Annotated in this window: 10 protein-coding genes; all 10 read right to left on the reverse strand. The window is 41.5% G+C overall.

Translation table 11 applies throughout. The annotated features are described in order from the left end of the window. Window positions 1–25 precede the first annotated feature (25 nt). The 10 genes from iolG to DZC72_RS00575 all read right to left on the reverse strand — a co-directional run bounded on the left by iolG (window position 26) and on the right by DZC72_RS00575 (window position 13,579). A complete protein-coding gene (iolG, locus tag DZC72_RS00530; RefSeq protein ID WP_125220991.1) occupies window positions 26–1,051 on the reverse strand; it encodes an inositol 2-dehydrogenase in 1,026 nt (341 codons plus the stop codon). A 13-nt stretch (window positions 1,052–1,064) separates the two neighbouring features. Then, window positions 1,065–1,970 carry a sugar phosphate isomerase/epimerase family protein gene (locus DZC72_RS00535; RefSeq protein ID WP_125220992.1) on the reverse strand — a complete coding sequence of 302 codons (906 nt, stop codon included), beginning with the start codon at window positions 1,968–1,970 and terminating at the stop codon, window positions 1,065–1,067. Window positions 1,971–1,980: 10 nt separating this feature from the next. Continuing rightward, window positions 1,981–3,456 (reverse strand): CoA-acylating methylmalonate-semialdehyde dehydrogenase, encoded by a 1,476-nt coding sequence (locus DZC72_RS00540; RefSeq protein WP_125220993.1) that lies wholly within the window; start codon window positions 3,454–3,456, stop codon window positions 1,981–1,983. Between the two features lie 29 nt (window positions 3,457–3,485). Further along, complete coding sequence (locus DZC72_RS00545; protein ID WP_243641609.1) at window positions 3,486–5,084, reverse strand: solute:sodium symporter family transporter; 1,599 nt, start codon at window positions 5,082–5,084, stop codon at window positions 3,486–3,488. A gap of 12 nt (window positions 5,085–5,096) precedes the next feature. Continuing rightward, entirely contained in the window at window positions 5,097–6,956 is a 1,860-nt protein-coding gene (iolD, locus tag DZC72_RS00550; RefSeq protein WP_125220994.1) for a 3D-(3,5/4)-trihydroxycyclohexane-1,2-dione acylhydrolase (decyclizing), read from the reverse strand. A 12-nt stretch (window positions 6,957–6,968) separates the two neighbouring features. After that, a complete protein-coding gene (gene iolC, locus DZC72_RS00555; protein WP_125220995.1) occupies window positions 6,969–7,979 on the reverse strand; it encodes a 5-dehydro-2-deoxygluconokinase in 1,011 nt (336 codons plus the stop codon). Between the two features lie 12 nt (window positions 7,980–7,991). After that, on the reverse strand, window positions 7,992–8,867 hold the full coding sequence (gene iolB, locus DZC72_RS00560; RefSeq protein ID WP_125220996.1) for a 5-deoxy-glucuronate isomerase: 876 nt from the start codon (window positions 8,865–8,867) through the stop codon (window positions 7,992–7,994). 4 nt (window positions 8,868–8,871) lie between these two features. After that, a complete protein-coding gene (locus DZC72_RS00565; protein ID WP_125220997.1) occupies window positions 8,872–9,816 on the reverse strand; it encodes a class II fructose-bisphosphate aldolase in 945 nt (314 codons plus the stop codon). A 145-nt stretch (window positions 9,817–9,961) separates the two neighbouring features. Next, the gene (locus tag DZC72_RS00570) at window positions 9,962–10,981 is read right to left on the reverse strand and encodes a LacI family DNA-binding transcriptional regulator (protein ID WP_125220998.1); all 1,020 of its coding nucleotides are present in this window, start codon (window positions 10,979–10,981) and stop codon (window positions 9,962–9,964) included. Window positions 10,982–11,272: 291 nt separating this feature from the next. After that, complete coding sequence (locus DZC72_RS00575; protein ID WP_243641611.1) at window positions 11,273–13,579, reverse strand: GH92 family glycosyl hydrolase; 2,307 nt, start codon at window positions 13,577–13,579, stop codon at window positions 11,273–11,275. Between the last annotated feature and the right edge of the window lie 25 nt (window positions 13,580–13,604).

Here is a 13,604-nt window from a genome sequence, read left to right on the forward strand (position 1 = left end):
TAAGGTTATCTTATTAAGGTTGTTTTTAGACCATAGGGGCGGATTGTTCTACCTCGGAGATTTTTACGGGCCTGTTATGTTTTAAAGATTGCAATGCGGCCAAACCTATTTTTAATGATTGGAGACCATCATTGCCGTCTACGGGCATCGGGGTTCCAATTTCCAGGCCTTTTATAAAATCTTGCATCTCGGTCTTATATGCCTCTTGATAACGTTCCAAGAAAAAATGTAGGGGCAGTGCAGCATGTATGCCCTCCTTGTTATAGAGTTTGTGTGAATCGTGAAAATTATTGTTGGATTGTACCATACCCTTTGAACCGAAAACTTCCACTCGTTGGTCATAACCATAAGAGGCCTCCCTGCTATTATCTATGACGGCCATGGTGCCATCAGTATAGGTTAGGGTAACTACGGCCGTATCAATATCACCTACTTCACCTATGGCCGGATCTACCAAAACGGCCCCTTTGGCGTACACCTCGGCAACCTCCTTTTCCACAACGTACCGCGCCATATCAAAATCATGTATGGTCATATCCAAAAACAATCCGCCTGACTTTTTTATATAACCCACAGGCGGAGCCCCAGGGTCTCGACTGGTAATTTTTACTAAATGCGGATTGCCAACAGCTCCATTTTTTACGAGCTCGTGCACTTTTCTAAATTCTTTATCAAACCTTCTATTGAAGCCCAACATCAGCTTTACCTTATGTTTTTGGACGACATCCAGGACGTCCTTTATACGGTTCAGGGAAAGATCCAGAGGTTTTTCACAGAAGATGTGCTTTCCTGCCTTGGCGCAAAACGCTACATAATCCGCATGGGTGTCCGTAGGGGAACAAATCACCACAGCGTCTAAAGGAACCATATTTACCATGGCCTCAAAATCTGTATTGGTATAGGCTATTCCCTTATCAACGGCATATTGCAGGCTAGCACTGTCTGGGTCGGTAGCACCCACTACCTCAACATTTGGAATTTGTAAGAGATTGTCCAAATGGATTTTACCAATTCTTCCTAAGCCGGCAATACCTAATCTAATTTTTGTCATTTTCGTTATAGTTTTACAATCCCAACTTATTTATATATCTGCGGTTTGCTTGGGCACTTTTCTTAGGGGCCCCCATACCCGGAAGGATATCTTGTTCCACCACGATCCAATCATCGTAACCAATGGCCTTAAGACGCTCCACAATGCCCTTAAAGTTAACATTACCTTTGCCTAGCTCACTGAACACGCCTTTACTTAATGCGTCAAAATAGTCCCCACCAACTTCTTGTGAACGCTTTGCCGCATTTGGATCAAAATCTTTAAAATGCACATGCCATATTCGTTGTGCATACTTGTCCAATGCCTTTAAAGGGTCTCCTCCACCAAATGCATAATGCCCCATATCCAAACAGAGCCCAAGTAGTTCAGGATTGGTTAAGGACAGTAAGGTGTCTATTTCCTCTGGCGTTTCCACATAACCAGCACAATGATGATGGAACACGGTTCTGAGTCCATAGTTATCTTTCACAGCCTTGGCTAGCTTTTCAGCCCCTTCCGCAAATATTTTCCATTGTGCTTGGGATAGGCCCATTTCAGGGGTGATTCTCCCGGCATTTTCTGTACGCTGTCGATTGGATGCATTATCATCTGCCAAAACGATAAAAGCGGTATTGTACCCAGCACTATGCATAAGTTCAGCAACCTTTAAGGCTGTCTTGATGCCTTCTTCGTGGGCAGCCCTATCGGCCAAAGCCACGGGCACAAAGGCCCCTAACAACTCCAAGTTGCGTTTTTGAATTTCTTCCCTGAGCATTTTTGGGTCTGTAGGCATGAATCCCCAGTCACCAAGTTCAGTACCCGTATACCCTGTTTCCTTTATTTCATCCAGAACCTGGGCAAAACCGATGGCTTCAGATTTTTTCTCCAAATCAAATTCCAGGGCACCCCATGAACAAGGTGCATTTGCTATTTTAATCATACTTCTTTTTTTAAAACTTCCTGGACCAAATGTTCGGCCACCTTTCAATAATTACTTTCGTCTGAGTAAAAAATTCTATAGCATGTTTACCTTGCCCGTGTAGGTCTCCAAAGAAACTGTCCTTCCATCCGCTAAAAGGAAATTGTGCCATTGGTGCCGCAACACCAATATTGATACCTATATTTCCTGCATCTGCCTCGTTTCTGAACTTTCTTGCAGACGCCCCGCTGCTTGTGAACAAACAAGCCATGTTCCCATAATTTCCACTATTTACAAAGGCAAGGGCCTCATCAATGTCCTTCATGGAAATTAAGCTCATTACGGGTCCAAATATCTCTGTTTGAATCAATTCTTTGTCCAAAGCCACATTTTCTAAAATTGTGGGCGCTATAAAATTTCCTTTTTCGTAGCCAGATACTTTTGTATTTCTACCATCCAACAAGACCTTTGCCCCCTCATTTATCCCCTTCTGGATCAAGCCCTCAATTCTGCTTTTACTTTCTGGTGTGATAACGGGTCCCATGTTAACATCCTCTTGCCAACCATAACCCGTTGTTCTTGATTTGACGGTTTCAAAAAGAGCATCCTTTATCTCCCTTTTTTCATCATTTACGGTGATGATGGTAGAGGCTGCCAAACAACGCTGGCCTGCACATCCATAGACAGAATCTGCGATAATAGTACTTGACATCTCAATATCGGCATCCGGTAAAACGATTACAGGATTTTTAGCCCCACCCTGCGCTTGCACTCGTTTACCATTGGCGGTCCCTTTGGAGTAAATATATCTTGCAACGGGCGTACTACCTACAAAACTAATGGCTTTTATCTGGGGATGTTCAAGAAGGGCGTCTACACTATCCTTTCCTCCATGTACCAAACTTATCAATCCTTTGGGAACATCCAATTGATCCAAGAATTCAAAGATTTTCATCATGGTCATGGGTACCTTTTCCGAAGGTTTAACTATAAAGGCGTTGCCCGTTGCAATGGCATAGGGCAAAAACCAGAATACAATCATACTTGGAAAATTAAAAGGAGTAATACAGCCTACGACCCCCAAAGGTTGCCGAACCATCATCTCGTCTATTCCCGTAGCTATGTCTTCAATCACATCGCCTGCCATAAGCATAGGTGTACCACAAGCCACCTCAACATTTTCAATGGCCCTTTGTATCTCGCCAAAAGATTCACCTTTAGTCTTGCCGCTCTCATCCGTAATGATTTTCGCCAAAGTTTCCTTATTGTCTTCCAATAGGGATTTCAATTTATATAACACTTGTACACGCTTCATCACAGGTACATTGCGCCACTCAAAATAGGCACTTTGTGCCGCACTAACAGCTTGGGAAACATCAATTTTAGTATCGGTACCATAAGGTACTTTTGCCATGACTTCTTGATTGGCAGGATTTACCACGTCTACTGTTTCCTTTGATGCACTACCTTGCCAACTTCCGTTGATATAATTTTTTAAAACGTTCATTCCGTTAAATGATTTTTGATTAACTTTTTTTATCCACTATTTCCCAGCAACACGTATATCAACACCGTTACCACGCACAGGGCTATGGACATGGGTTTGGTGTATTTCCATGTTGTTAAATTCACAGCGCCAACATCCGTAACCTCGTATAAATTTTTCTTAGGGAAAAAATAGGAAACACTATACATTATTGCCACATTTAGCACAAATTCAATACCCCAAAGGTGCACAAAATGAATACCGTGATCCGTATATCCCCACGTCATGAACACATAAAAAAAGAGTCCAAAGATAAGGGCCACCTTGGCGCCCATTGCCGATACTTTTTTCATAAAAAATCCGGCCAGCAAAATAGATGCTATGGGTATAAAAAAGATACCGTTCAACTCTTGGAGTAATTGATACAGACCATCGGATGCATTCGCTACCATTGGCGCGGTAAATATTGCTACTAACGCCAAAATAGCTGAGGTAGCCTTTCCTATTTTTACCAATTTGGCGTCCGCTATATTCTTATTGAAGTGCTTTTTTACGATATCCACACTGAACAAGGTAGCTACAGAATTCAATACCGAATTGAAGGTACTCAATACCGCTCCCATAATTACCGCTGCAAAGAAGCCAATCAACCATACGGGAAGTACCTTCTTTACCAATTGCGGATATACGGAATCCTGTTGGTCATAAAAGGTATCCTGGAAATAGAAATAACAAATAACCCCCGGCAATACAATAATCAAGGGAATCAATATCTTAAAAAGTCCGGTCAACAGTAATCCTTTTTGTGCTTCCTTTAAGTTCTTAGCACCAAGTGCCCTTTGAATAATCGTCTGGTTCATGCCCCAGAAATAAAGCTGATTGATTATAAGTCCCGTAAAAAGTACCTCGAAGGGTAACACCGAATCTGGTGCGCCTACTACATTAAACTTCTCTGGAGCAAACTCGTATACCTTCCTCATTCCATCAAAAATATTGTTATCACCAATGGCCATAAGGGCAAGCACGGGGATTAACAATCCTCCCAGCAAAAGACCAAATCCATTTATGGTATCTGAAAAGGCAACCGCCTTTAAACCCCCAAAAATGGCATAAATGGAACCTATTGCACCAATGACCACAACCGTTACCCAAAGACCCTCTGTTTTACTTATCCCAAAAATTTCAGAGATTCCAAAAAGACTTTCGAGTCCAATGGCCCCAGAATACAGAACAATGGGCAAAAGGGTTACCACAAAGGAAACAATCAATATTGCCGATACCAACGTCCTTGTTTGGGCATCAAATCGATTTTCTAAAAATTGAGGAATCGTGGTCAGTCCCATTTTTAGATATTTAGGAACGAAAAAAATGGCGGCAATAACCAACGCAATGGAGGATGTAACCTCCCAAGCAATTACGATAAAACCGTTTACATAAGAGTTGCCATTCATACCTATAAGGTGTTCCGAGGAAATGTTGGTCAATAACATGGATCCCGCAATAACACCTCCGGTAAGACTTCTACCACCCAAAAAATAACCTTCAGAGGAACCCAAATTGGTTTTGCGCAAGCTATACCAAGTAAATGCCGCAACACCTCCGGTAAAGAGAATGAACGAAGCAAGAATAATCATTAGATCGGTATCCATTTTAAGTTCTCTTTAGAGATAATACTTTTGTGACTTCTTGTTCGCCATATAGGTCTCGTAAGATTCCTGTACGGCCGTCTTTTCAGAAACTTCGGCTACGGCTACATCCCACCAAGCAAATCCGGGCACTCCTTTTTTTCGATCTACTTCAATATATATTAGCGTAGTATGCTCTATGGTTTTGGCTTTTTCAAGAGCAGCTTTCAACTCTTCCACGTTATTGGCCTTTATAACATAGGCGCCCATGCTAGATGCATTGGCAGCATAATCAATGGGCAAAAGACTACCATCCAGTTGATTGGTCTCCTCATTGCGATAGCGGTAATAGGTTCCGAAGCCCTCACTGCCCAAAGAGGCGGAAAGTCCACCTATACTGGAATACCCATCATTATTCAGTAGAATAATGGTCAATTTTTGTCTTTCTTGAATGGAAGTAACGATTTCTTGGGACATCATGAGATAACTGCCATCACCTACCAATACATACACTTCACTATCCGGCCTGGCCATTTTTGCTCCCAAACCGCCGGCAATTTCATAGCCCATGGTAGAATAGCCGTACTCTAAATGGAATCCTTTAGGATTTCTGGTACGCCAAAGTTTATGCAAGTCACCAGGCAGGCTTCCTGCGGCACATACCATAATATCCTCGGCATTTGAAAAGGAATTTACCGCACCTATAACCTCCCCTTGGAAAGCGGGTACTTCATTTCTTTCAGTATATACCTCTGAAACAAAACCATCCCAGTTTGAGTTCAACTCTACTACCCTTTTTTGATACTCTGCATCTACCTTAAAATTACCTAGTTTATCATCTATTTGCTCGAGTATTGCCTTTGCATCTCCTACAAGGGGCAAGGCACCATGTTTAAAAGAATCAAATTCGGTAACGTTTATATTGATGAACTTTACCTCTGGATTTTGAAAGGCCGATTTGGAAATGGTTGTAAAATCACTATATCTCGTTCCCAAGCCAATCACCACATCAGCTTCCTGTGCAATTTCGATAGCACCCGGTGTTCCAGTAACACCCATGGCCCCCAAATTTTGGGGTTCGTCATAGTTAAGGGAGCCTTTCCCCGCAAAAGTTTCGGCAACAGGGATACCCGTTCTGTTGACCAATTTTTTAAGTACTTGGCTTGCGCCACTATAAATTGTGCCTCCACCAGCTACGATTAAAGGTTTTTTACTATTTTGAATAAGCGCAATCGCCTTCTCTAATAACGTTTGATCTGGCAAGGTCCTACCTACATGCCATACTTTTTTCTGAAACAAATGTTCGGGGAAATCAAACGCCTCGGATTGCACGTCCTGTGGAATACTTAAGGTAACCGCTCCCGTTTCGGCCTGTGAGGTGAGCACACGCATCACTTCAGGTAAAGCGGTTATTAATTGTTCAGGACGGTTGATGCGGTCCCAATATTTTGAAACCGGCTTGAAACAATCGTTTACCGATATATCCTGTGTTGCATTGGACTCCAATTGTTGCAACACTGGGGCAACGTGCCTTGTCGCAAAAATATCCCCAGGTATGAGCAATACCGGTATTCTATTGATAGTGGCTACAGCGGCACCCGTTACCATATTTGTTGCCCCAGGCCCTATGGATGAGGTACAGACAAACGCCTGCATCCTATTTTTCACTTTGGCATATGCCGTTGCTGAATGTACCATAGACTGTTCATTACGTGCTACATACAGAGGAAAATCTGGATTTTGATGTAGTGCCTGACCTATGCCAGCGACGTTACCGTGACCCAAAATTCCAAAACAACCGGCAAAAAATCGTTGCTCAAGCCCATCCCGCTCCACATATTGGTTTTTCAAATACGAAATTGTAGCCTGTGCTACTGTTTTTCTAATCGTCTTCATAAAAAAATCAATTTATAATCCTCCATTCCGTTCAATAATATCCTGGACTTGATCCAATGAGGGCATGAAATTGGCACACCCTCTTTGAGTAACCACGTGCGCCCCACTGGCATTACCCATTCTACATGACTTGTATAAATCCCATTTTTGTAGCAATCCGTAAAGGAAGCCACTTGCAAAGGCATCTCCCGCGCCCAAAACATTAAGGACCTCTACCGGAAATCCCGGGACGTCCTGTCTAGACCCTTGCTGTTGATAAATACTGGCACCCTCTTTCCCTCTTTTAACGATCAAGGTCTCGATGCCTGTGGACATGAGCCTTTCTATGGATGCATCGACATCCCCCTTGATTTCAGGGGCCGAAATCTGTTGGTCTTTAATGGTAACTTGTGTGGTATGTTGCATTGTGGCCGCCAAAATCTCCTCTTCCGTACCTATGGCAATCTTAACTTTGGGCAATATGGCCCGCATCGTTACTCCAAAAGCCCTGTAGTCATGCCATTGATCGGCCCTAAAGTCTAAATCAAGGACTACGTCTAGCCCATTTTTAATAGCAACTTCTACCGCATAAAAGGTAGCGCTTCTAGAAGGCTCTATGTTCATAGCCGTGCCATTGATCAGCAAAACTTTGTAGTCCGGTATCTTCGCCCGGTCCACATCATCTATATCCACTTGACTATCGGCAGCATTGTCCCTGTAATAAACCAATGGGAATTTGTCAGGAGGCTCAATTCCCAAAACCACCGCACTGCTCCTAGTGCCATTTTTAACGGGAATACATTGGGTATTCACCCCTTCTGTTTTTAAAAAATTCAAAATAAACTCCCCAACCTTATCGTTCCCTACGGCCGTTAAAAGGCTTGTCTTTACCCCTAATCTAGCACAACCCACAGCTATGTTTAGGGGTGATCCACCCACAAAAGCGTCAAAGCCTTTTATATCATTGAATGAGGATCCAATATTTTGGGAATATAAATCTATGGAAGACCTCCCAAAGGTAATGACATCATATTTTTTAGTCATTGAGCATATTTTTTAGTATTGGTTCATTTTTGCAGTCACCAAGGGCAGTCTTTTATCCTTTGCCGACCATGAGTCATAAATCCATTCATGGTCCGGATCGGTTGTGTTGGCGAGGCACTGGTCAGTACCGGCCAAGAAATTGAGATAATAGCAGTGAAATCCATGTTCCGCAACTACAGGATGAAAGCCTTTTGGAATCATGACCACATCATTGTGGCGAGGTCTTACAATTTCATCCAAGGAACGGTCTTTAGTATATACCTGCTGTATGGCATATCCGGCAGGTTTCTGAAATTTATAAAAATAGGTTTCTTCTTGTATAGGCTCTAAAACAGTTCCGTCCGCAGACAAGATACGTTCATCATGTTTATGGGCCGGAAACGAGCTCCAATTACCAGAGGGTGTATACACTTCCCGTACGACCAAACTATTACAACCAAAACCAGGAGGTACCAAATCATTGAACTGACGGGTAGCATTATCTCCCCCAAAAATTACTATAGGAGTATCTTCTGGCGTTACGAATTTTGGTTCAAAGTCTTTCTCCGCTTGGCACCAACCATATGCAATATCAAGTTGACCTCCCATTGCAGTTAATGTAAAAGCGGTATGCCTTGGCAAATACAAAGTGTGTGCCACACCACTAAAGACATCCGTTCGTCCATTTACGGTTTCCCAACTTCCCTTATCACATTCTACTTTAAAATTTCCGCTCAACAGGACAATAACCATTTCATTATCCTTAGTATGATTTTCCCAAATATCGTTTTGGTTCATTTTTCGAGCTTCAAAAGAAAGGTATTTCCAATTTGCGGATTGTGGTGTAATACTGTGGTAAACCTTGGAATCCTTTTTTGGTTTTACCAAAAGTGGCGATTCTTTGCTCATTTTCTTATGATTTTATAAACTCACTGGCTTTATTGGTTGCGCCAAACAATTCAAACTTCTGGACCATAAAATCCGAGTAGGCCCTTATGTACTCCTTTCCTGGAATAACCGGGTCAAAAAGAGGGGTATGATCCCTAAAAAATTCCCGATGAACCCTTGTCCATAACAGCCGTGTATCCGTAGCAATATTAATTTTACAGACTCCGTATTTTATGGCTCTTGCAATTTCTTGGGGAGGCACGCCTGTTGCATTCTTCAATAATTGCCCTCCTGCCCTATTTATTCTTTGTACTTCCTCTTCATTGACTGCTGAACCCCCATGAAGGACTATAGGGAATTCTGGTAGTCTCCGTTGTATCTCTTCCAATATATCGAATTGAATACCTTGGACTCCAGAAAACTTATACGCTCCATGACTTGTACCAACGGCTACGGCCAAGCTATCACATTTTGTTAACTGGACAAAGCGTTCTACCTCGCTTGGGTTTGTATATTTTGCATGCTTTTCATCTATGGAAAGATCATCCTCAACACCACTGAGAACACCAAGTTCTGCTTCCACAAAAATTTCGTGTTCGTGTGCCCTTTCGACTATACGCTTTGTGATTTTTACATTATCCTCAAAAGCTTCGTGGGAAGCATCTATCATTATGGATTGATAGCCCCCAGAAGTTATGGCATCTTTGGCATGTTCCTCGTTTCCATGATCTAAATGAACCGCATAAACCGCTTTTGGATATATCTTGGATGCCGCATGGACCATTGCCTCTAACATGATTGAATGTGCATAGTCCCTAGCCGCAGGGGTAATTTGCACCAAAAAAGGCGCATTTGCCGTTTCACCCGCATGGAAAAGACCATGAACCTGTTCCATTGTGAAAACATTAACGGCTGCAATGGCATATCTACCATAACATTTTTTAAATAACTCTTTTGGTAAAACAGGCATTCTTTATCTCTTCCATTGTTATTCCGATAACCGATACTCATAAAAAAACAACAAAAAAATGATGCTGAAAAGTATTGGAATATAAAAGATCATGCAAAGGTTTGCATATTTTGAACTCTTGATACCTTAATTATACAAAGCCAATTTATCGAGACGAACCCCGTATCACAAGTTCAGGCTTGAAAACTTCTTCACGAAATGGCCTTTGTACATCATCTTCTTTTAATCGCTGCAAAACAATTCTTGCAGATAGCATTCCTAAACTATATACTGGCTGCCATACCGTTGAAAGTGATGGTCTAAAAAAGGAAGAATGTGGTTCATCGTCGAATCCTACAATGGATATGTCCTCTGGTATGTTATAGCCTAATTTTCGTGCTACATGCATTGCTGAAATAGCAATATTGTCATTCATGGCAAAAATGGCATCCGGTGGATTTGATGAGCTCAATAGAGTCATGGCGGGTTCAAGGCCGTCTTCGTGCGAAAAACCTTGGACATAGGCTATATGCTCCTCACAAATTGACATATTCCCGCTTTTAAGGGCATCCAAAAAACCCTGAAGTCTATGTTTGGTTGTACTAAGGTTGGGGGGGCCGCCCAAATGGGCTATTTTTTTACATCCAGATTTTATGAGATATTCCACCGCCTGAAAGGCTCCTGCATAATCGTCTACCAAGACTTTATCAGCTTCCAAACCCGGACAATCCCTATCAAAGACCACAACAGGAATACCATTTTTTTGAAGGGCTCTAAAATGATCAAATTCCTTAGTCCCAGATGCAGGGGATACCAAAACACCATCAACCTGCATTTTCAATAGTTTTTTAATGACCACTACTTCTTCTTCAAACGATTCGTTCGTAAGACAGATCATTATATTATATTCAGAATTGGCAATAACATCTTGAATTCCCGTAATTATAGCGGAAAAAAAATGACTTGTAATTTCTGGCACAACTACACCTATGGTGTTGGATTTTTTACGAAGTAAGCTTAAGGCCAGAAAATTTGGTTGGTAATCCAATTGCTGTGCCAACTCCTTAACAGCCTCCTTAGTTTCCTTTTTTATGGCTGGATGATTGTTTAAAGCCCTTGAAACGGTAGAAGGTGCTATGTTCAATTCACGGGCAATATCGGTAATGGTAACCCTACCCTTTTTCATTTTGAAGAATTTTTATTCCTTTATGTTACTCCTTATCCCTTATAAACATCTACTCAATTTTTACTAAGGGATGTACCTTAAGAGAATGTTCCAAGTACTTTGAAAAATACAAAATTTAACCACCATTTCATAGTATATAAAAAGATGGGACCCTTGGCCCAAAAATACACTGAATTTAAATCTGTAGATATATACACCTTATAAAAATATTTGTTAACAAATTATTGATTATCAATACTTTATTATAAACGCCTAACTTACTTAGACCTATTTAAATTAAAAAAACTAATGTTACTTAAATTTGAAGGTCAACCTACCCCCTTTGACAATACTGGAATGTTCAATTGCCATAGTGTCCAATATTTTTCCGTTAAAAGCTACTTGCTCCAACTGCTTGTGGTCTATACCGTTATTAATGGTTTCAATCACAAATTTATCACCAGGAAAATAGTCAGGATGAAGGGTTATTGAAATCTTGTCAAATAGTGGGCTTCCAAGGTCATAAACAGGGTCTGAATCAGTTCCACCGTTCATTTGAAACAGACCCATTTTTAGCAACACGGACAATGCCCCCATCAGTCCTTGGTCCTCATCGCCATTATATCCAGTGCTTGGGTCTAGTCCGCTAAAGACCTTATCAATGATTTCCCGAGACCAATATTGTGTAAGATCGGGCCTGCCGAGATGATTAAAAACAAAAGCTGTGTTTATAGAGGGTTGGTTCCCATAATTTATAGGAATACGACTATATTCAGGATGCATTTCTACCTCGTGGGAGGTTCCGGAAGTAAAACCTTGTTTTTCCGAGGCCTTAAACTGTCCATTCAACTTCTCAACGGCCTTTTCCTTCCCTCCCATTAACTGCGCCAGACCAAGAATATCATGGGGGACAAACCAAGTGGCTTGAGAACCATTACTCTCATTGAAACCATTTTCATAAAGATAGGGATCAAAATCACTTTTCCATTGGCCATCAACATTTTTGGGCCGCATCCAGCTCGATTCTGCGTCAAATACATTTTTATAGTTTTGGGAACGATTCATAAAAATTTTGTAATCCTCTTCCCTTTGCAGCTTTTTGGCAAATTGAGCAAGGGTCCAGTCTTGATAAGCATATTCCAAGGTAAGGCTAGCTCCATCTTGATGCCCTCCAAATTTTCCTTCTGGAATGGGATACGGCACATATCCTTTCTCCAAATAATATCCAAGCCCGCCTCCAAGGGAGGTATTATGCTCATAGCCAGCCTTTTCCATAATACCTCCGGGCATATGGTTCTTCCTGAGCGCTTCATAAATGGAATCCAAATTATTCTTTACAATGTTCTTTTGCACCGCACTTACTATAAAAGGGGTTGTTGATGCACCAGTCATCACATAGGTGTAATTGCCACCGGAGGGTCCGCGCGGAATCAAACCTCCATCTTTATAGTATTGCATCAATGAGTTTACGAACTCCTCCGTGATATCTGGATATGCCAGGCCCCATAGGGTGTTCAAAGTCCATTGTGCGCCCCAGAATGAGTCTGAGTTATAATGATTGAACATGGGCATACCCTTAGCATCCAGTGGCAATTGTGCTACCCTAAAAGTGTCTCCTGTACTATCCGGGTAGGCCCCATTGACATCACTGATGACTCTTCTGCCCTGTAAGGCATGCCACAAGTCCGTATAAAACCGTTTTTGCTGCTTTTCCGTGCCACCTTCAACCTTGATTCTCCCCAACATATTGTTCCATTCATTCTTGGATTCCTCTACTACCCTATTAAAATCCCAATGATCCAATTCTGCAATCATATTGTTTTTGGCATTTTCAATAGAGGTATACGAAAGGCCCACCTTCATCAATACATTTTTTTGTTCGTCGTCCGTGAATACCACATAATTTCCTGTAATCGTATCTTTCTGAATCGATTCTATTTTGGTGCTCAAACTAATATGGTAAAATAACTTAAATGGTTTTGGTCTGCGGTGGGTAGGTGCCATTTCCAATTGCCCCGTCAAAGTATGATCATTAATTTGGTTTAGTTCACCATTTCTGTTTTCACAGGGACCTAACGGAGTGTTTAAGTTAAACAAAACGGCCGGTCTTGATTCCTTTGGAAAGGTGTAGTTATGCAAACCTACCCTTTTCGTACTTGTCAGTTCCGCGTGAATCCCATAACGTTCCAAATGCACCTTGTGAAATCCCGGGGAGACTTTTTCATTTTCATGTGAAAAGGGGGAATAAAAATCCTTGAATATTTCATTTCCTCTTTCTTCTTTTAAGTTAATGGGCATCACGGACAAACCAGACAACTGCCACCCATGAATATGACTAAAACCTTTTATGGTATCCGTTTTATAGCGGTATCCACTTCCCCATGCACCATCAATTTGTGTATCTGGACTAAGATTGACCATACCAAAGGGACGGCAGGCTGAAGAAAACAAAAACCACCGACTATTTTCTGTATCTAACTGAGGAAAAACTAAGTCTATTGGATTTTTAGTCGGGGTATTGGAATCACTAAGCTGTTTATTTTCTTTACAAGCGGAAAACAAGACCATTGTGGCAACACATGTAATGGCAAAAAATGTATTTGAAAAAAGTTCTTTCATTGAAAATTATGTAAGGAATCTATTT

Origin of the sequence: Maribacter algicola, from assembly GCF_003933245.1 — a bacterium.
Lineage (GTDB): Bacteria > Bacteroidota > Bacteroidia > Flavobacteriales > Flavobacteriaceae > Maribacter > Maribacter algicola.